The following is an 18,565-nucleotide window of genomic DNA, read 5'->3' on the forward strand; positions in this document are numbered from 1 at the left end:
CATGAGCAATGCCTACCTAAACTACGCAGCAAAGCGGCTCGGCCAGGCGGTTATCGTCATTCTTCTGGCCTATGTCTTCACCTTCGTGGTTGTCAGCATCCTGCCTGGCGACCCGATCACCAGCGTGCTGCGCAACCCGCAGAACGGCTTTTCCGAAGAAGAGATTGCCGAGATCATCGCCGCGCAGGGACTCGACAAGCCGATCGTCGTGCAGCTGTGGAACGCTTTGTCCGGCTTCCTCACCGGCGATCTCGGCATGTCGATGCGATCCACTCGTCCCGTCTCGACCCTGATTGCCGAGGTTCTTCCCTCGACGCTGATCCTCGCATCGGCAGGCCTGGCCGTCGCGCTGATCCTTGCGTTCGCGGTCGCCTATGGCACCCGCTTCGTTCCCAAGCGCTACGGTCAAGGGCTGCTGCGAGGGTTTCCGTCGCTGTTCCTCTCGGTACCCAATTTCGTCATTGGCCTGGTGCTGATCCATCTCTTCGGTTTCCAGCTGGGGCTCTTCCGCGTCATCAACCCGGACAGTTTCTGGGCAACCCTGTTTGCAGCGATCGCGCTCGGCATCCCGGTTTCCGCCCAGATCGCCGAAGTCCTGATCGCCAATCTCGACCGGGAAGCCGAGCAGGAATATGCCGCGGTCGCCCGCAGCCGTGGGATCGGACAGGCCAGGCTTTTCGTCAAACACCTGTTGAAGCCTGCCTCGCTGCCCGTCGTCACGGTCGTGGCACTCACGATCGGCGAACTTCTCGGCGGTTCGCTGATCACCGAGACCGTCTTCGGCAGAACGGGTGTCGGCAGCCTCGTGCAGCGCTCCGTCAGCACCCAGGACCTGCCGGTTCTGCAGGCGGTTGTTTCGCTCGGCGCCGTGGTCTTCGTGCTCGTCAACCTGATCGCCGACCTTCTCTACCCGTTGCTCGACCCGCGCGTAAAAATCCTCGGCGGTGTGAAGCGCCGGCCAACCACTGCGGACGAACCTTCGATCGGTGCGACCAAGGCGGTGACCCCATGACCTTTACCTTCAGCTCGGCCCCATCCGCGACGACCCCGATAAACTGGCTTGCCAGCCTTCGCATGCCGCCGATCGTTGCAGTCTCCTTTGCTGTGGTCGCGATCGTGATTGCCTGGTCGGTTGCCCCCGGCCTCTTCACCAGCCACAACCCGGCCATCGGCGTGCCCACCGACAAGCTGCTCGGCCCGAGCCTGGCGCATTGGTTCGGCACCGATCATCTCGGCCGCGATGTCTATACCCGCGTGGTCTATGGCACCGCTTCGTCGGTATCGAGCGCACTGGTCGCTGTCGTGATCGGGGTGGTTGTCGGGGGGCTGATCGGTCTTTTGGCCGGCTTCCTCGGCGGATGGGTCGATATCGTCTTCGCCCGGCTCGTCGACGTGCTCTTGTCCATCCCGAAATTCCTGCTCGCGGTCATCGTCGTCACCGCGATCGGTTTCGAGACGATCAACGCCGCGATCGCAACCGGCGTCTCAGCGGTGGCGATCTTCGCTCGTGTCACCCGTGCCGAAGTGTTGAAAACGCGGCAGGCGACCTTTGTCGAGGCGGCCTTCCTGTCGGGCGGTTCGCGCTGGTACATCCTCTGGCGCCACATCCTTCCCAATGCGTCACGCTCGGTGCTGCCGCTCGCCGTGCTGCAGTTCGGCGAGTCGATCCTGGTGATCGCCAGCCTTGCCTTCCTCGGCTATGGCGACCCGCCGCCTGCCTCCGACTGGGGCCTGCTGATCTCGATCGGCAAGGACTATCTCAAATGGCCGTGGCTGGTATACGCCCCCGCCTTTGTCACCATCTTAACCGTCCTCTCAGTGAACAGGATCAGCCGATGGCTTCGCAAAACAGACTGACCGCCACCCTCATCGAAGCCATCACGGTGGCGCCCGGACCGCAACCCGTGACCCGACCTCTGCTCAAAGTCGATGACCTTTCGGTTTCCTATGGCAAGCAGGAGGTCGTGCGCAATGTCGGCTTCGAACTTGGGCGAGGCAAAAGCCTCGCACTGATCGGTGAATCCGGATCCGGCAAATCGACCATCGCCCGTGCCATTCTGCGGCTGCTGCCCGCAGGGGCCGAAGCGCGCGGACATGTCGGCTTCGGCGGGCAGGATCTGCTTGCGCTCCCCGAGCGCCGGTTTCGCCCTTTGCGTGGCCGTGCCATCGGCTTTGTCCCGCAGGATCCCGGCAATGCCCTCAATCCGGTGAGAACGATCGGCGTGCAGGCGATGGAGGCGGCGGCCCTGACCGACGAGCCGAACACGGCGATCCGCAAGGCGCTCGTCCTTGAAACCTTCGCGCAGGTCGGGCTCGACAATCCGCAGCGTGTCTACGATTCCTATCCGCATCAGCTTTCCGGCGGCATGCTGCAGCGGGTGTTGATCGGCCTCGCCGTCCTGCCGCGCCCGGCGCTGCTGGTGGCGGACGAACCGACCTCCGCGCTCGACGTGACGATCCAGAAACGGATCCTCGACCTTCTGTCGCGCCTCCAGCACGATCTCGATATCAGCTTGCTTCTCATCACCCATGACCTCGCCATTGCAGCAGAACGAACGGATAGTCTCGTCGTGCTGAAGAACGGCGTGGTACAGGAGGCAGGCCGGACCTCCTCCGTCTTCTCCGCGCCGAGCTCGGCCTATGCCAGAAAACTGCATGCCGATGTACCGGCCCTCAATCCGGATCGTTATGCCCGGCTGCGCGAAACCGGCTTGCGCCTGCGCAATGCCGATGAAGTGCCGAAGATCGAGGTTCAGGCCGTCACCAAGCGGTTTGCCGTCGACGGCAAGATCCTCACCGCCGTTGATGACGTGTCTTTCTCCGTCCCGGCCGGCACCACCCATGCGCTGGTCGGAGAATCCGGCTCCGGCAAGACGACGACGATCCGCCTGCTTCTTGGACTGGACCAACCGGATGACGGAACAATTTCCGTTGCCGGCGAGCAGGTTTCGGGCCGCTCACCGACATCCCTGCGCGCCGTCTGGCGGCATCTCCAGCTGGTCTATCAGAACCCGTTCACCTCGCTCGACCCGACCTGGACAGTCGAAAATCTGGTTCGCGAACCGCTCGACCGGTTCCGGATCGGGCCCCCGCAGGAACGCGCCGAACAGGTCCGCGAGGCGCTGAGCAATGTCGGACTTGGCGACCATCTGCTGGCCCGCAAGCCGAGCGCCCTGTCGGGCGGCCAACGGCAACGCGTGGCAATTGCACGGTCGCTGGTGCTGAAACCCGACGTCATCGTCCTCGATGAACCGACATCCGCACTCGATGTCAGCGTTCAGGCCGATATCGTGGAGGTTCTGCTGTCGCTGCAGGCGAAGCTCGGCCTCACCTACATTTTTGTCTCCCATGACTTGGCGCTGGTGCGCCAGCTTGCCCACACGGTCTCCGTCATGCAGCGGGGAAAAATCGTCGAGCACGGCAACGTCACGGATATCTTCGGCAATCCGCAGCACGCCTACACAGCCTCGCTGCTGGAATCGATCCCATCCGGCATCACTGAACATGCCCGCAAGCCGCAACCAACATCCCGGCAAAATCTGAGACAGGAGCAGCTCGCATGACCATCGCGGCACCGGCAGGCACGCTGCCCGCATCCTTCCGCCCGAAACAGCGGCTCGGCTTCAACACCCGCGTATCGTTCAATGACGATGCCGGGCCGGCACAGGGCCTGCGCGACGGGATCGACCTGTTCAGGGAAGCCGAAAGGCTGGGCTACCAGTCAGGCTGGGCCTATCAGCGGCATTTCGATCACTATCTTTCGTCTCCGCTGCCCTTCTTCGCAGCTGTCGGCCAGCATACGCAACACATCACGCTCGGCTCGGCGGTCATCCCGATGCGGTATCAGGAACCGATCCTGCTCGCCGAGGCCGCCGGCACGACGGACCTCCTGATCGGCGGCCGACTTGAGCTCGCCATAGCAACCGGAGCGAACGGCGCCTTCGACGCAGTGTTCGGCACAGTCGATACCGACGCCCGCGCGGAAGCAAAACGCCGACAGGCCCGTTTCCTCTCTGCGATTTCCGGCGAAGTCCTGCACACCGTCACCGAACCGGTCCCGGGCGCAGCGCTGGGTGCCGAGCTGCGTGTCACACCGCATAGCCCGACATTGCGAAGCCGCATCCGGCAGGGCTCGGCCAGCCTTGCCTCGGCCGTACAGGCAGCCGAACTCGGGATCGGACTTATTACCGGCACCGTCCTGCATGACCATGAAGAAGGCGAAGGTTTCGGCCAGTACCAGGCCCGGCTCATCGAAGCCTATCGCAATACCTGGCGCCGGATCTGGAAAACGGATCCGCCATCGGTCGCCGTCGCCGCCTCCATTCTGGTCGGCACCACGCCCGATCTCCGGGAAAAATACGCGGCCTATGATCTCGACCGCCGGACCAACGGCATCGCCGCATCGCGTCCGAAAGGCGCGCTTGCACCTCCGGGCCAGCCCGCCGGCGCGCAGATCTCACCGGTCTTCCAGGGCACGCCCGATCAGGTGATCGATGCGGTGTTCAATGATCCGGGCCTCGCGGCCGCCGACGAGATCGTGCTTTTCCTGCCCCCGGCCTTCGGGCTCGCCGACAATGTACGGCTGCTGACAGATCTCGCCGGCACGGTCGCACCACTGCTTGGCTGGTCGCCCGCCCCGGCATCCTGAGAAGGCAAAACCGCAGTCGCGGTCTCCCAGTCTATTTCACAACAAGCGGCAGAGAATATTTTCTACATAATCCATAGAAAAAGAAAGACCTGTCTTCCTGACCTCGCTGCCGCCGCTTAACCTTCCCTCATTGTTTGAAAACCTCAAGGAGCGACCATGGCTGCGGAATTCATCAGCGTAAGTTTTCCCAACGCATCGAACGACCTGAACCCCATTCCCGATGCGCCCGTGGATCCGAACTATCTGGAGCGTTATTCCCGCTCGCTGGATGATTATGGTTTCAACTACACGCTGATCCCCTATTCCTCGTCGTCCTTCGATCCGTTTACGCTCGGAGCGACGGTGCTGGCCCACACGAAGAACATCAAGATCATCGTGGCACTGCGGCCGAACACCGTCTATCCGACGGTTGCCGCCAAGTCGCTTGCAACCCTCGACCAGCTGAGCGGCGGCCGCGTCGTCGTCCACTTCATTGCCGGTGGCAGCGACGAGGAACAGGCACGCGAAGGTGACTTCCTCAACAAGGAAGAACGCTACGAGCGGCAGGAAGAATATATCCGAATCCTGCGCCTCGCCTGGACGTCGAAGGAACCCTTCGATTTCGACGGCAAATATTACCAGTTCAAGCAGTTCCGCAGCGCCGTGCGCCCGACCAACGGGCTCATTCCGATCTCGCTCGGCGGCTCGTCGGATGCCGCCTATCGCATCGGCGGTTCCCTCTGCGATATCTTCGGTCTCTGGGGCGAACCTCTGGCTGAAACGAAACAGCAGATCGAACGCGTTTATGCCGAGGCAGCCAAGGCCGGCCGCACCGATCGCCCGCGCATCTGGGTGACCTTCCGCCCGATTGTCGCTGAAACCGATGAACTGGCCTGGGAAAAGGCGCACAAGGTTCTCGATCGCCTGACCGAAAACCGCCAGAAGGGCCTTCACCGGGCTCCGGTCAATGCGCCGGCGCCGGCCAATGTCGGTTCGCAGCGGTTGCTGGAAATCGCCAAGCGCGGCGACGTGCATGACCGGGCGCTCTGGTATCCGACCGTGACGGCCACCAATGCAAGCGGTGCCACCACCGCACTGGTTGGATCACCGCGCACGATCGCCGATTCCATCCTCGACTATATCGATCTCGGTGCCGACCTGATTTCCATCCGCGGTTACGACAATTACAACGATGCCGTCGATTACGGGCGTTATATCCTGCCGCTCGTGCGTGAAGGCATCCGTGAACGGGAAGAGGCAAAAAGAAAGGCTGCGGCCTGATTTAGACTGGTCCGGCCCTTTTTGCCGGACCTTTCCCCTCTCCCCTTTCGAAATGCAGCAGGGTCGTCCGTCTCTTTATGCTTGATGCGCTCGCCCGACAGCCACAAGGCCCAGAACTTCATGTCCTATGATCCGACCGCCCTCGACGCTGCCGTGCGTATTCTCTCCGAAGCCGCCCCCGAAGCGGACCAGACCGGCCAGTTTCCCTGGACCGGCATTCGCGCCGTCCATCAGGCTGGCCTCCTCGAGAGCACCGTAGCCACCCGTTATGGCGGCCCAGGTGGCACATTGAGCAGCGCTGCGCATATCCTTGCCGCACTCGGGCGTGGCGATCCGTCCGTGGCGCTCATCAGCGCGATGACGATCTTCAACCACCTGGGACAAGCGACGAAGAGCCATTGGCCGGAAGGCCTCTACCGGCATCTGCTTGGGCAGGCCCGCCAACAGCCGCTGCTGCTCAACGCCGCGCGTGTCGAACCTGAACTCGGCTCGCCGGCACGCGGCGGCCTGCCGGCAACACGCGCCCGCCGCACGGCGAACGGCTGGTCGATCACGGGTCGCAAGCGGTTCGTCACCGGCGCCCATGGCCTCACCCATTTCCTTGTCTGGGCCCACACGGACGAGGTGCAGGCGCGGGTCGGAACCTTCGTCGTGCCGAACGGCCTGCCCGGCATCAAGGTGATAGAGAACTGGAAGAGCCTCGGCATGCGCGCCACCGGCTCCCATGACGTCGAATATACCGAAGTCGAGATCCCGGCGGAAAACGTGCTGGAATTGGTAGATCCATCCGTCGCCCAGCAGGACAATCGCGGCCATGCGGCGATCACGCTGGCGCTGACCGCAATCTATCTGGGTGCGGCTGAAGCAGCACAAGAGGCCTTCATCCGCTTTGCCCATGAACGGGTCCCTGCCAATCTGGGTCATCCCATTGCACGCACCGAGCGCTTCATCACGCTGTCAGGCGAGATCGACCTTCTGGTGTCCGGCGCCCGCCAGATCATTTTTGGCGCGCTCGACAATAATCTCGGCGATGCGGAAAGACTGATCAGGGCGCGGCTGCTGGCCGGCCGGCAGATCCGCGATGCCGTACAGATCGCGGTGCGCGGCATCGGCAATCCCGGCCTCAATGGCGACCTGGGTCTTGAGCGGCATTTCCGCGATATCCAGTCCGTGCTCGTCCATGCGCCGCAGGAAGATACGTCCGTCGCCATCCTTGGCCGCGCCGCTTTCGACCGCTGGAACAACGCCGAGGCAGGCGATCCGGCAAGAGTGCCCCTCCTCAAGACAGCCTGACGGGCAAGCAAGTCCTCCTCTCACCATGACTGCCGAAAGCATTTTTTCGAAAGGAAACCGAATGAGCAACAACCTGATCGTAGGCTTCTCAGGCAATATCTCCCGTCCGTCGAGCACATTACGCTTTGTCGAGAGTGTGACGGAGGCTTTGGCGCGGCAGGCCGGGCTGCAATATGTGGTCTTCGACGTGGAAGATCTCGGACTATCGCTCAGCGCCGCAAGATCTGTCAGCGACCTCGATCCTGCGGCACGCAGGGTGATCCGCACGATCGTCGAAGCGGAAGCGCTTGTCATCGGCTCGCCGACTTACAAGGGAAGTTATACCGGATTGTTCAAGCATGTCATCGATCTCCTCGATCCGTCCGATCTGCGCGGTAAGCCGATCATTCTGACGGCAACGGGCGGTGGCGATCGGCATTCGCTTGTCGTCGAACATCAGCTGCGTCCGCTTTTTGCCTTCTTCGAGGCCTTTGTTCTGCCGACGGCGATCTATACATCGAGCCGCGACTTTACCGACGGCAGTCCCTCTGCAGCGATCTCCGGCCGCATCAACCAGGTGCTTGCCGAGGCCGCTCTCCTCATCAAGACGCGCGAGACTGTTGCGCAGGTGGCGGCGGAATAGCAGTCGGGCATAGGCCGATTTTACGCCAAACCAGTCTCAAAACAGAAAAAAATCACAAGAGCATACGGTGCAATCGCACCTCTGTTGCTTTCTTTCTGTCCGCCGCGATGGCTGAATGGGACGGATGAACCGGCATGGCTCGGAGGGCGGCATGAGCAGCGTTATCCGCTTGGCGGAAAAGATCAGAACGGTGCCGCCTCATCTCGCGACGGAGGATGAGGCCATTGACGCCGCGAAGGCACTTGCGGCCCATCTTGCCATAGAGGCGGGTTTGCGCGACCGGCAGCGTATCCTTCCCTTCAGGGAGATGGAGCTTCTGTCGCAATCCGGTCTGTTGGCGATCACCGTTCCGTCCGAATACGGCGGCGCGGATATCTCCAATCCCTTTCTGGCGGAGGTGATCGCACATCTGTCAGAGGCCGATGCCTCGATCGGTCAGATACCGCAAAACCACTTTTACATTCTGGAAGTGTTGCGGCTCGCGGGCACCGATGCGCAGCAGCATTATTTCTTCTCGCGCGCACTGGTGGGAGATCATTTCGCCAATGCTCTTGCCGAAAACGGCACGAAGACCGCGGGCGAGGTCACTACGCGCATTGTGCGCGATGGTGTCGGTTTCCGGATCAGCGGGCAAAAATACTATTCCACCGGCGCTCTCTTCTGCGACTGGATGGCGATCTTTGCGCTTGATCCCGATGGCAGTATGGTGATGGCGATTGTGCCGCGGGATGCGAGTGGTGTGACCATCATCGACGATTGGGCAGGGTTCGGCCAGCGAACGACAGCCAGCGGCACTGTGTCGATCGAGAACGTCTATGTGCCGGCAGATGCCGTCATACGTCATAAGGACCTGTTCCAACGTGCAAATACACTGGGTTCGCTCGGGCAACTGCTGCACGCTGCTGTCGATCTCGGCATCGCACGGGCCGCATTTGCGGACATGACCGCTTTCATCCGCACGAAATCGCGCGGCAATCAGGCGCTTGGCGTCAACGTCGCCAGCGACGATCCGTTGGCGATTGCCCGGACCGGCACGATTGCCGTCAAGATCGAAGCTGCAAGTGCCATGCTGGAACGTGCCGGGCGAAAGGTCGATTCGGCACAGATCAGCCCCTCGCCGGAGACGGCAGCCGAGGCATCGCTTGCGGTTGCCGCCGCAAAAATCCTGACGACGGAAGCGGCCCTGGCGGCTTCGAACACGCTGTTCGAGCTCGCGGGAACGTCATCGACAGACGAAGGCCTGAACCTCGACCGCCACTGGCGCAATGCCAGAACCCACACGGTGCATGATCCGGTCCGTTGGAAGCATTACGCAATCGGCGATTATCATCTCAACGGCCGACTACCTGCACCGAGCGGAATTTTCTGATCTGTTCAGCACAGGATCGAAAGCCCCTCGGATCAACCGGCGATGCCGGCCTTTTCGCCAAGTCCGGGAGAGCGGCGCAACACCATGTCCTCGAGCGTCATCGTGTCCAGTACGGCCGAAATCGCATCGCGCACTTCGCTCATGGAATGGCGGATCTGACAGTCCTCGGGAAAATGACAGTCGTCACAGGCTTCGTACGCCGTCTTGCTTGCGCAGCGGATCGGCGCCAGCGGACCATCCAGAATGCGCACCGCATGCCCGATATAGATTTCGGATGCAGGTTTCGACAGAGCGTAACCGCCACCCGGCCCTTTTTTCGATCGAAGGATGCCGCCCTTGCGCAATTCAAGCAGAATGGCGTCGAGAAATTTTTTGGATATGTTGTTCTGTACGGCGATCTCGCTGACGAAAGCCGTGGTCCCGGGTTCTAGCTGTGCCAGGTGAACCAGGGCTTTCAGCCCGTATTTGCCTTTTTTGGTCAGCATGGCGTGTCCAAGCGCTCGCACTCTGCGTGAATTGCGGTTGATGCGACCGTTACAGGACAGTTGGCAGCGCTTCAACGCCTGATGCCTGGCATTTTTTCAGATTATCCCGGACGGCAGCCTCCTCAGATCATGTCTGCCAGCCTGATCCCTGTCTTAAGCTCTCGATCGATTTCGAATGAAACCGATCGAGCAAGTCGTAAAGTCGATGTGACCTGCATTGGTTAGCGGTCGAACGGCCCGCCCTTCATCTTGTGGCGGAAGCAGTATCGATACGGTCAATGCAGGTCAGACCCGGCGTCAGCCACCCAGAACGAAGCGCGAGAAGGCGAGCGCGTTTTTCGCGTCCTCATCCATCTTCGCCTCGTCTGCACCATTGCTCAGGTCGCGCCAGACCCTGATGTCGGACCCGATGGTTCCGCCGGTCTTGACGAAGGGTTCCATAACGACCGCGCCGGTATAGTTGATCTCGCGCAGTGCAAGACCGATCTCATGCCAGGGCATTCTGCCGACGCCCGGCACGCGGCGATTGCTTTCGCCGGTGTGGAAATGACCGAGCAGCGGGCCGGCCGTGCGGATCGCCTCGCCGAAACTGTCTTCCTCGATGTTCATATGGAACGTGTCGAGCATGACCTTGACATTCGGCTTGCCGACTTCGGTGACGAAAGCGACACCTTCGGCGGCGGTATTGAGAACGTGGTTCTCGAAGCGGTTGAGGACTTCGATGCAGAGGTTGATGCCGAGATTACCGGCGAAATCGGCAATGCCGTGGATGCCTTCGACGCCACGGGCGCGATCACCTTCCTTGTCGACCGGCTTGGAATAGTCCACCGGCCAGTAGGAATGAAGCGCACCGCCGATCGTCTTGATGTCGAGCTTGGCGACATTGGTCAGCGTCTGTTCGAAGAAGGCCTTGCCGGCCTTGCGCACGTCGGCGTCGGGGGACGACAGGTTCTTCGTCTTCGACGGGCCGATACCGGCAGTCAGGATGATGCCGTTATCCTTGGCGCTCTGCTTGATCGCGGCGAGATCCGCCTCGCTGTATTCGTTGATGTGATGGGCCGCGACCTCGATGATGTCGAAGCCGAGCTTGGCAACCTTTTCGACATAAGAGCCGAACTTGGCGCTCCACTCATGTTCCCAGTAGGAGTAATAGATGCCGTGTTTCATGGGAGCCTCTCTGATTGTCCAGCTGTCGCTGTCTGGGTTTCGCTAAAGCGGCCAAGGGCTTGCCTTTTTCGGCATCTCCTCCCTCAGACCGGGGTAGAATGTGTTTGGGACGTCAGTCCTGTTTCTGACTGTTCCCCGGATTTTTCACCCGAAGGTCGGGTTCGCTGCTATTGGCGATGATCGAAAGACCGTTGGGAAGGTCGTTTTCCTCGACCTTCCTGGTGATCTCGGCCTCGTCCAGACCGAAGCCGCGCCAGCGATCCTGCAACCTGCTGCGCAGATCGTCCTCATCGACATCGACGAAAACGGTGAAGTCGAAGATCGGCTTCAGGCGATCCCAGGGCGACTGGCTGGCGAGCAGATAATTGCCCTCGCAGACGATGATATCGACGGATTGCGGGATCAGGCGTCCGCCGGCGCGGGCGATTTCGATCGAACGGTCGAAGACCGGCACGGCGATCACATCGTCCTCATTGGCCGTGAGGCGCGTCAGCATATGCCGCAGCCCATGCGCGTCGAACGTGTCGATTGCGCCCTTGAACGGGCGGCGACCCATATCTTCCAGCACGGCGTCATCGTAGTGATAACCGTCCATCGGGAAGAGCGCGGCCGAAATGTCGCCTTTGCCGTTCAACTGATCCACGACCAGCTCGGCGATGGTCGATTTTCCCGATCCCGGCGCCCCGGCAATCGCGATCATCACCCGTCGCGCTTTCTCCTGGCCGAAGCGCTGGAGGGCTCGTGCGGCGATCTCGCGCGCATTGTCTTCTATCTTGCTCAAGGTGGTCCTCACCACGGTCATTGAAGAAAAGCCGGTCCGCCCGTAAGGGCGCACAGGCATTCAGAAAATCCGGTACTGCTCTGCCTTGTTGCGCAGGAATGACAGGCCGTTGTCCAGCACCTCATCGACATCGCGGGCGACGGGACGCCAGGTCGAGATATCGCCGGCCATCAGGGGCTGCATGGTGACGAAGCTTTCAAGCGTCAGCAGGCCTTTGAAGCCGATCGCCGCAAGCGCACCAAAGAGCTCGTCCCAGGCAATGTTGCCGTACCCCGGAGTGCCGCGATCGCTTTCCGACATATGCATGCATTTCAGATGGTCACGCGCGGCGATGATGCCGGAGGCTAAGCCCTTTTCCTCCATGTTCATATGGAATGTGTCGAGATGGACGAAGACATTGTCGAGACCGATCCGCTCGACCATCGCAACCGCCTGCTCGGCGGAATTGATCAGATGGCTCTCGTAGCGGTTGACCGCCTCGATGCCGAATTCCAACCCGATCGTCTTGGCGTGTTTGGCGGCGGCGCCGAGCGCACGGGTGAGGTTGTCGTATTCGCCCTCAGTCGGCGGAAACCCGGTCCGCTCGTTGGTTCCACCGAAAGTCACGCCGGTAAGCGCCTCGGCACCGATCTCTTTTGCCTTGTCGAGCGCCGCCGTCAGATGCTCGATCGCCGCATCGGGACGGACCGAGGCCCAGGCTCTTTCCGGCAGAACGAGCGAGCAGACCGAACGGAGCTTATGCTTTTCGAGCAGCGCACGGGTATGGCCGGCATCGACCGACGGAATGTCGATCATCGGGATCTCGATATAGTCCTGGCCGTATTGGGCAGCGCCCGCGATGGCGCGCTCGGCACCGGCATGGTCCCAGACAGTGGACCAGACCATTGCGTGAATACCAAAACCTTGCATGTCAGATCTTCTTTCTGCGGGATGCGAAATAGGCGGAAACGAGAGTGCGGGCCGCCATCACCACGATCATCAGCACGCCCCAGAGTGCCGTCGCCAGATGCTGGTTTGCACCCATCAGGTTGAGGCCCGAAGACAGAAGCTGCAGCACGACGAGCGCCACAAAGACCGGCAGCACGCGTCCGAAACCGCCGAACGGATTGATACCGCCGAGAAATGCCGCAAGCACGGTGATCAGCAGATAGGATTCGCCGTGACCGATACGGACCGAGTTGAACCGGGCGAGCATGATGATGCCCGCGACCGCACACATGATACCCGACAGCGTGTAGACCAGCATGATGATGCGGCGGGTGTTGAGGCCCGAATATTGCCCGGCCTCGACATTGGAACCGATCATCAGCAGCCCGAAGCCGAGCTTGCTGCGGGTCAGAAGAACCTGCCAGACACCGACGCAGGCGATGAAGATCAGAAGCGGGATCGGCAGGCCGAAAATCGATCCGTGGCCGATCGGTTCCATGTAGCTCGGGAAGCCCGAGACATCACCGCCGCGCGTCAGAAATTCGCCAAGACCGCGCAGGAAGATCATCATCGACAGGGTGACAAGGATCGGATGGGCGCGGGTATAGGCAATCGCCGCCCCGGTCATCAGGCCGGCCGCACCACCGGTGACGACAGCCGCGACCACGGCAAGCGCAAAAGCGCCGCCCGGCGCATCGACGCCGCCATAGGCCTGCAGAACGCTTGCGGCCGCCAGGCCGGCAAGATTGGCCGTGAAGGTCACAGACAGGTTGATGCCACCGGTCAGGAGCGGCAGCAGCATGGCAAGCGTCAGCAGACCAAGTTCGGGCAGCTGGAAGGCAACCGAGCCGAATGTGCCAAGCGACAGAAAGTTGTCGGCACCGATACCGAAGATCACCATGACAGCGACGAAGGCGATGACCGGACCGGTCATGTCGGCACCGAAGGTGTTGTTGAACTTGCGGATAAGCGGCATCATCAGTTTGCGCCCCTCTTCTTGACATTGCCCTTGGCAAAGAACGGCAGAAGCTTGTCGATCCGTGCAGAGGAAAGCGTGATGGCGACGAGAATGATTGCGCCGACGATCATCTTGAAGGCGAAGGGCGACACGCCCATCAGGTTGAGGCCGTTCTGGGTGACCGATACCATCAGCACACCAAGTACGCAGCCGATGACCGAACCCTTGCCGCCGCCAAGTCGGGCACCGCCCAGAACGGTCGCAGCGAGGACATCGAGTTCGCGGCCATAAAGCGCATTGGGCACGACTTCCTGGGCATAATGGGCCTGCATCAGCCCGCCGATACCGGCCATCAGGCCAAGCCATCCGAAGGAAATATAGTGCATGGCTCCGATATTGATGCCGAAGCGCCGCGCGCCTTCCGGATTGTCACCGAACGCATAGAGCTGGCGACCGATCGTCGTGCGGGACATCATGAACCAGGTCGCGACGCAGCAGAGGATCATCACCACCACCGGCAGCGTCAGCTCCAGCCAGGAACCGTCCGACATTTCCCGCTCATAGAACACGACCCGCGTGCCAAGCCATTCTGGCAGGTCGTAGATCGACACGCCCTTGGTGAAGAACATCAAGAGGCCGAAGAAGATGTTGAAGGTCGAGATGGTGGCGACGATCGAGATGATCTGCAGCTTGTAAACGAGTGCCGCATTGATCAGGCCTAGCCCGATCCCCACAGCGCCCGCGATGATGAAGCCCTCGGCCCAGTTACCGCCGCCGAGCGCAGTCAGCGCCAATACCGTCACATATTGCACCACCGAGGCGGCGACCGCGAAGGAGATGTCAATGCCGCCGGAGATCAGCACGACGAGCAGGCCGACCGCGAAGATGATGTTGACGGCCGAGACATTGAGAACGTCGAAGGCGTTGGAAATGGTGAAGAACCGGTCGGTCGCAAACGAAAGCGCGACGCACAGGACGATCATCACCGCAAACAGCGTGAACTCGGTCGTGTGGCCAAGCATCAACCTACGCATAGACTTTTCCTTCCAGGTCGGTCAGCGACATCTGCCGCGGATCATAGGTCGCCTTGATCCGGCCCTCGGCCATATGGATGATGCGATCAGCATTGAAATAGACTTCCGGCGGTTCGTCGGAGATCAGGATGATCGACAGGCCTTCGGCGGCGAGCTTGCGCACAATGTCGAAAATGCCTGCCCGGGCACCGACATCGACGCCGACCGTCGGTGCATCGAGAATGAGGATCTTGGGTCCGATCGCCAGCCATTTGGCGATCGCGACACGCTGCTGGTTACCGCCGGACAGCGTGCGGATCGGATCTTCCGGCTTGCCGATCTTGACGCCGAGCGCGGAGATCCAGTGTGCGACGACGTTTTCCTTCTTGGAAGGCGAGATCAGGCCGCCGGACAAAATGCGGTCAAGCGAGGCCATCACGAGATTGTCGGCGATCGATTGCGGCTGGTTGAGGCCGAGCGACAGACGATCTTCCGAAAGATAGGCGACACCGGCGCGGATCGCTTCCCGGTTGGAGCCGAAGCGGACCGTTTCTCCATCGAGCACGATCTCGCCTTGATGCGGCTGGCGCATGCCGAACAGCGTGAGCGCCAGTTCGGTGCGGCCGGCGCCAAGCAGCCCGGTCACGCCGAGCGTTTCACCACGGCGCAGATCGAAGGAGATGTCTTCGAATTCATTGGTACGGGAAAGGTTCTTCACCGATAGCACGACCGGTTTGTCGTCATGGTCGGCTGCGATGACGGCGCTGTCGAAATTGCGGCCGGTCATCAACTCGGTCACACGCGACTGGGTCATGCCTTCGACCGGAAAGACGCCGACCAGCGCGCCGTCGCGCAGGACCGTCATCCGGTGGGAGATCTCCAGCACTTCGGCCAGGCGATGCGAGACGAAGACGACCGCAACGCCGGATGCCGAAAGGTTGCGGACGATCTCGATCAGGTAATCGGTTTCGGACTGCGTCAGCGAGGCCGTCGGTTCGTCCATGAAGACCAGCCGCGCTTCGCCGACCAATGCACGGGCAATGGCGACGATCTGGCGCTGGGCGATCGGCAGCTCCTTCAGTGGCAGATGCAGGTCGAGTTCGACGCCGAGACGGGCCAGCGCTTTTTCGGCCGCCTTCTCCATCGCACGCTTGTTGACAAGGCCGTATTTGCCGCTGACCGCATATTGAAAGCCGATATTCTCGGCGACGGTCATCTCGCCGAACAGCGCCAGATCCTGCCAGATCACCTGGATGCCGAGCGACTGCGCCAGGCTTGGCGTCATCGCTGTGATCGGCTGTCCGTCGAAGAAGAACTCCGCGCCCTCTTCGGGTTTGTAGACACCGGTAATGATCTTGATCAGGGTGCTCTTGCCGCAGCCATTTTCGCCGGCAAGGCAATGTACTTCCCCAGGATTGACCTCGAACGACACGCCTTTCAGGGCGCGAACGCCGCCGAATGTGATCTTGAGGTTCTTGAGGGACAGGAGCGGTTCGGCGCTCATCATGGCAAATCTCTTCGCTCAGCCGCCTTTTGGGCGGATGCTGTGGACGACGGAATTGTCGAGGATGGGGCGCGCCAGGCATGCCCGGCGCGCCCCCTGGGCTTGTGGAGGATCAGAGGCCCATGGAAACCAGCTTGTCGATGCTGTCCTTGTCGATCGTCAGCAACTGATCGACGATGATCGTGTTGCCGTCAGGATTGATCGTGCCGAGGCCCGGAATATCGTCGCCAGCCTTGGGGTCCTGACCCTTGGAGATGCGATCGGCAAGCGTGATGAAGACTTCGCCGGCCAGTTTGGGGTTCCACATGAACCCACCGGTCAAGGCGCCGGACTTGATCAGCTTTGCGCCCTGCCCCGGCGAGAACGGACCGATGACGAAGACCTTGCCGTCCTTGCGGCGCTCTTCGACTGCGCGGCCTGCACCGATCGGGCCCTGAGAACCGAACGCCAGGAAGCCTTTCAGGTCAGCATTGGCAGACATGAGGTCGAGCGCCGTCGAACGGCTCTTGTCCAGATCCTCGGCCACGCCGTAGCGGTCGCCAATCAGCTTCATGTCCGGATAATTGGCTTTGATATAGGAGATGGCGCCATCGGCCCAGGCATTGTGGAGCGGTACGGTAAGCGAGCCGACGAACACGGCGTAGGAACCCTTGCCGCCCATCTTCTCGGCAAGCATCTTGCCATGCGCCTCGCCAAAGCCCTTGGCGGATGCAAGTTCGAAATCCCAGGTGGCGCCGGCCTGCTTGGGCGATTCATGGGTGATGACCTTGATACCGGCATCCTGCGCCTTTTTCAGCACCGGCTCCAGCACCTTGGCATCGTTCGGCACGACGCCGATGAAATCAACCTTCTGGGCGATCAGGTCCTCGATGGCACGCACCTGCAGGGCAGGATCGGCACTGGTCGGGCCGACCATGAAGCCCTGGACGCCGAGCTTGGCGCTCTGCTCCTTGATACCGGCTTCCATGGCATTGAACCACGGAATGCCACCGATCTTCACGACGACGCCAACCTTCGGCCCATCGGCAAATGCCGCTGATGAAAGCAGGGCGAGCGACAGGCCGACAGCGGCCGCGATTATTTTCTTCATGGATGTTCCTCCTCCAAAGATACTGGGCAAGCAGATCAGCACGCAGCGGCTCTTCCCTGCCGCGCCCTTATCTCCCGTCTCGCCTATTCGAGACGCTCCCTTGCCACTCCCATAGCAACCAACATAGGCACAATCGATATTGCTTTTGTGCACAATCGATGGTGCAATAACAATAGCACGAAGATGCCTTTCGTCAAGAGGACTAATATTCTACCAATCAGAATCGTTGAGGAGACGATGATGACGGACCAGAGCGCTAAGAAAGCAACGATCTATGACCTGTCAGTCCTTTCGGGTGCGTCCGCCTCGACGGTCAGCGCAGTGCTGAACGGATCCTGGCGCAAGCGGCGGATTTCCAAGGAGACGGCCGAGAAGATACTTTCGCTCGCCAAGGCCCAGCGCTACACAACCAACCTTCAGGCACGCGGATTGAGAAGCTCGAAATCCGGCCTCGTCGGGCTGCTGGTGCCGGTCTATGACAACCGCTTCTTTTCTTCGATGGCGCAGACATTCGAGGCCCAGGCCCGCACGCGCGGCCTGTCGCCGATGGTCGTCTCCGGGCGCCGCGATCCCGACGAGGAACGGCGTACCGTGGAAACGCTGATCGCCTATTCGATCGATGCCCTGTTCATTGCCGGCGTCACAGACCCGGACGGCGTTCACCAGGTCTGCGCCCGCGCCGGCCTTCCGCATGTGAATATCGATCTTCCCGGCAAACTGGCATCCTCGGTGATTTCCGACAACAGGAATGGCGCGGAAGTCTTGACCTCGGCGATCCTGGCCCACGCATCACAGGACGGCCCCCTTCGCCCGGATGATGTCGTCCTGTTCGGTGGCCATGACGACCATGCAAGCCGAGAACGTATCGCGGGTTTTCACGCGGCAAAGAATGCCTTTTTCGGCATCGAAAGCAGCGGCGACATCGAAATCACCGGTTATTCGCCGCGCATGACGGAACTCGCCTTCGAGCGATTCTTCGAACGCGAAGCCCGCCTGCCGCGCTGTCTTTTCATCAACTCGTCGATCAATTTCGAAGGTCTGCTCCGTTTCATGGGACGACATGACGGAGAGGCGTTCACCGACATCGTGGCCGGCTGTTTCGACTACGACCCGTTTGCGTCCTTTCTGCCTTTTCCGGTCTATATGGCCAAACCGAATATTTCCGAGATGCTTGAGCGAGGTTTCGACCTGCTGGAGGCCGCCCCCGCTCACCCGGTGGTGACGATTGTCGAGCCGCAACTGATACCCCCACGAACGGCACTTGAGGGTCCGCTCGATGACATCAGGGACCCCATGCCACTGCCGAGCATTCTCTAGCAAAATATCTGGCAGGCATCATTGACGACCTGAACTCTGCCGGCGTTTTCTGGTTGATTTATCGCGGCAGAGTGGTCAGACGGCGCATCTTGGTGTTCTTGACGGAGTGCATGGGATCTATATCGACAAGG

Annotated in this window: 17 protein-coding genes; 9 read left to right on the top strand and 8 right to left on the bottom strand. The window is 61.0% G+C overall.

Going from position 1 to position 18,565, the window contains the following annotated elements; translation table 11 throughout:
- Position 1: 1 nt before the first annotated feature.
- The 8 genes from AC2GXZ_RS25130 to AC2GXZ_RS25165 all read left to right on the top strand — a co-directional run bounded on the left by AC2GXZ_RS25130 (position 2) and on the right by AC2GXZ_RS25165 (position 9,192).
- Positions 2-1,012 carry an ABC transporter permease gene (locus tag AC2GXZ_RS25130; protein ID WP_483761946.1) on the top strand — a complete coding sequence of 337 codons (1,011 nt, stop codon included), beginning with the start codon at positions 2-4 and terminating at the stop codon, positions 1,010-1,012.
- A complete protein-coding gene (locus tag AC2GXZ_RS25135; RefSeq protein ID WP_483761947.1) occupies positions 1,009-1,857 on the top strand; it encodes an ABC transporter permease in 849 nt (282 codons plus the stop codon). Before AC2GXZ_RS25130 ends, AC2GXZ_RS25135 begins: the two co-directional genes overlap by 4 nt.
- Positions 1,836-3,563 (top strand): dipeptide ABC transporter ATP-binding protein, encoded by a 1,728-nt coding sequence (locus AC2GXZ_RS25140; protein WP_483761948.1) that lies wholly within the window; start codon positions 1,836-1,838, stop codon positions 3,561-3,563. Before AC2GXZ_RS25135 ends, AC2GXZ_RS25140 begins: the two co-directional genes overlap by 22 nt.
- Positions 3,560-4,648 carry an LLM class flavin-dependent oxidoreductase gene (locus tag AC2GXZ_RS25145; RefSeq protein WP_483761949.1) on the top strand — a complete coding sequence of 363 codons (1,089 nt, stop codon included), beginning with the start codon at positions 3,560-3,562 and terminating at the stop codon, positions 4,646-4,648. Before AC2GXZ_RS25140 ends, AC2GXZ_RS25145 begins: the two co-directional genes overlap by 4 nt.
- Before the next feature lie 156 nt (positions 4,649-4,804).
- Positions 4,805-5,908, top strand: a complete 1,104-nt coding sequence (locus AC2GXZ_RS25150) for an LLM class flavin-dependent oxidoreductase (protein ID WP_483761950.1) — start codon at positions 4,805-4,807, stop codon at positions 5,906-5,908.
- 120 nt (positions 5,909-6,028) lie between these two features.
- Positions 6,029-7,201 (top strand): acyl-CoA dehydrogenase family protein, encoded by a 1,173-nt coding sequence (locus tag AC2GXZ_RS25155; protein ID WP_483761951.1) that lies wholly within the window; start codon positions 6,029-6,031, stop codon positions 7,199-7,201.
- Positions 7,202-7,262: 61 nt separating this feature from the next.
- Complete coding sequence (locus AC2GXZ_RS25160) at positions 7,263-7,823, top strand: NAD(P)H-dependent oxidoreductase (protein ID WP_483761952.1); 561 nt, start codon at positions 7,263-7,265, stop codon at positions 7,821-7,823.
- A 151-nt stretch (positions 7,824-7,974) separates the two neighbouring features.
- Complete coding sequence (locus tag AC2GXZ_RS25165; RefSeq protein WP_483761953.1) at positions 7,975-9,192, top strand: SfnB family sulfur acquisition oxidoreductase; 1,218 nt, start codon at positions 7,975-7,977, stop codon at positions 9,190-9,192.
- A gap of 32 nt (positions 9,193-9,224) precedes the next feature.
- Here AC2GXZ_RS25165 and AC2GXZ_RS25170 read toward each other — a convergent pair whose 3' ends face one another.
- The 8 genes from AC2GXZ_RS25170 to AC2GXZ_RS25205 form a co-directional block, all read right to left on the bottom strand.
- Positions 9,225-9,677 carry an RrF2 family transcriptional regulator gene (locus AC2GXZ_RS25170; RefSeq protein ID WP_483761954.1) on the bottom strand — a complete coding sequence of 151 codons (453 nt, stop codon included), beginning with the start codon at positions 9,675-9,677 and terminating at the stop codon, positions 9,225-9,227.
- A gap of 297 nt (positions 9,678-9,974) precedes the next feature.
- Positions 9,975-10,844, bottom strand: a complete 870-nt coding sequence (locus AC2GXZ_RS25175; protein WP_483761955.1) for a D-psicose 3-epimerase — start codon at positions 10,842-10,844, stop codon at positions 9,975-9,977.
- Positions 10,845-10,956: 112 nt separating this feature from the next.
- The gene (locus AC2GXZ_RS25180) at positions 10,957-11,625 is read right to left on the bottom strand and encodes a nucleoside triphosphate hydrolase (RefSeq protein WP_483761956.1); all 669 of its coding nucleotides are present in this window, start codon (positions 11,623-11,625) and stop codon (positions 10,957-10,959) included.
- A 60-nt stretch (positions 11,626-11,685) separates the two neighbouring features.
- Positions 11,686-12,534: a sugar phosphate isomerase/epimerase family protein gene (locus tag AC2GXZ_RS25185; RefSeq protein ID WP_483761957.1), complete on the bottom strand. Its 849-nt coding sequence runs from the start codon at positions 12,532-12,534 to the stop codon at positions 11,686-11,688.
- A gap of 1 nt (position 12,535) precedes the next feature.
- On the bottom strand, positions 12,536-13,531 hold the full coding sequence (locus AC2GXZ_RS25190; protein WP_483761958.1) for an ABC transporter permease: 996 nt from the start codon (positions 13,529-13,531) through the stop codon (positions 12,536-12,538).
- Complete coding sequence (locus tag AC2GXZ_RS25195; RefSeq protein WP_483761959.1) at positions 13,531-14,544, bottom strand: ABC transporter permease; 1,014 nt, start codon at positions 14,542-14,544, stop codon at positions 13,531-13,533. The genes AC2GXZ_RS25190 and AC2GXZ_RS25195 overlap by 1 nt, the downstream gene beginning before the upstream one ends.
- Positions 14,537-16,027: a sugar ABC transporter ATP-binding protein gene (locus AC2GXZ_RS25200; RefSeq protein ID WP_483761983.1), complete on the bottom strand. Its 1,491-nt coding sequence runs from the start codon at positions 16,025-16,027 to the stop codon at positions 14,537-14,539. Before AC2GXZ_RS25200 ends, AC2GXZ_RS25195 begins: the two co-directional genes overlap by 8 nt.
- 112 nt (positions 16,028-16,139) lie before the next feature.
- A complete protein-coding gene (locus tag AC2GXZ_RS25205; RefSeq protein WP_483761960.1) occupies positions 16,140-17,117 on the bottom strand; it encodes a substrate-binding domain-containing protein in 978 nt (325 codons plus the stop codon).
- A gap of 240 nt (positions 17,118-17,357) precedes the next feature.
- Here AC2GXZ_RS25205 and AC2GXZ_RS25210 point away from each other — a divergent pair, with 240 nt between their 5' ends.
- A complete protein-coding gene (locus tag AC2GXZ_RS25210) occupies positions 17,358-18,434 on the top strand; it encodes a LacI family DNA-binding transcriptional regulator (RefSeq protein ID WP_483761961.1) in 1,077 nt (358 codons plus the stop codon).
- The last annotated feature ends 131 nt before the right edge of the window (positions 18,435-18,565 follow it).

Source organism: Aliirhizobium sp. YIM B11859 (genome assembly GCF_057163345.1).

Bases quoted from the DNA above. Each gene is read 5' to 3' on its own strand.
- AC2GXZ_RS25130 (WP_483761946.1), top strand. From the start codon at position 2: ATGAGCAATGCCTACCTAAACTACGCAGCAAAGCGGCTCGGCCAGGCG.
- AC2GXZ_RS25135 (WP_483761947.1), top strand. From the start codon at position 1,009: ATGACCTTTACCTTCAGCTCGGCCCCATCCGCGACGACCCCGATAAAC.
- AC2GXZ_RS25140 (WP_483761948.1), top strand. From the start codon at position 1,836: ATGGCTTCGCAAAACAGACTGACCGCCACCCTCATCGAAGCCATCACG.
- AC2GXZ_RS25145 (WP_483761949.1), top strand. From the start codon at position 3,560: ATGACCATCGCGGCACCGGCAGGCACGCTGCCCGCATCCTTCCGCCCG.
- AC2GXZ_RS25150 (WP_483761950.1), top strand. From the start codon at position 4,805: ATGGCTGCGGAATTCATCAGCGTAAGTTTTCCCAACGCATCGAACGAC.
- AC2GXZ_RS25155 (WP_483761951.1), top strand. From the start codon at position 6,029: ATGTCCTATGATCCGACCGCCCTCGACGCTGCCGTGCGTATTCTCTCC.
- AC2GXZ_RS25160 (WP_483761952.1), top strand. From the start codon at position 7,263: ATGAGCAACAACCTGATCGTAGGCTTCTCAGGCAATATCTCCCGTCCG.
- AC2GXZ_RS25165 (WP_483761953.1), top strand. From the start codon at position 7,975: ATGAGCAGCGTTATCCGCTTGGCGGAAAAGATCAGAACGGTGCCGCCT.
- AC2GXZ_RS25170 (WP_483761954.1), bottom strand. From the start codon at position 9,677: ATGCTGACCAAAAAAGGCAAATACGGGCTGAAAGCCCTGGTTCACCTG.
- AC2GXZ_RS25175 (WP_483761955.1), bottom strand. From the start codon at position 10,844: ATGAAACACGGCATCTATTACTCCTACTGGGAACATGAGTGGAGCGCC.
- AC2GXZ_RS25185 (WP_483761957.1), bottom strand. From the start codon at position 12,534: ATGCAAGGTTTTGGTATTCACGCAATGGTCTGGTCCACTGTCTGGGAC.
- AC2GXZ_RS25190 (WP_483761958.1), bottom strand. From the start codon at position 13,531: ATGATGCCGCTTATCCGCAAGTTCAACAACACCTTCGGTGCCGACATG.
- AC2GXZ_RS25195 (WP_483761959.1), bottom strand. From the start codon at position 14,544: ATGCGTAGGTTGATGCTTGGCCACACGACCGAGTTCACGCTGTTTGCG.
- AC2GXZ_RS25200 (WP_483761983.1), bottom strand. From the start codon at position 16,027: ATGAGCGCCGAACCGCTCCTGTCCCTCAAGAACCTCAAGATCACATTC.
- AC2GXZ_RS25205 (WP_483761960.1), bottom strand. From the start codon at position 17,117: ATGAAGAAAATAATCGCGGCCGCTGTCGGCCTGTCGCTCGCCCTGCTT.
- AC2GXZ_RS25210 (WP_483761961.1), top strand. From the start codon at position 17,358: ATGACGGACCAGAGCGCTAAGAAAGCAACGATCTATGACCTGTCAGTC.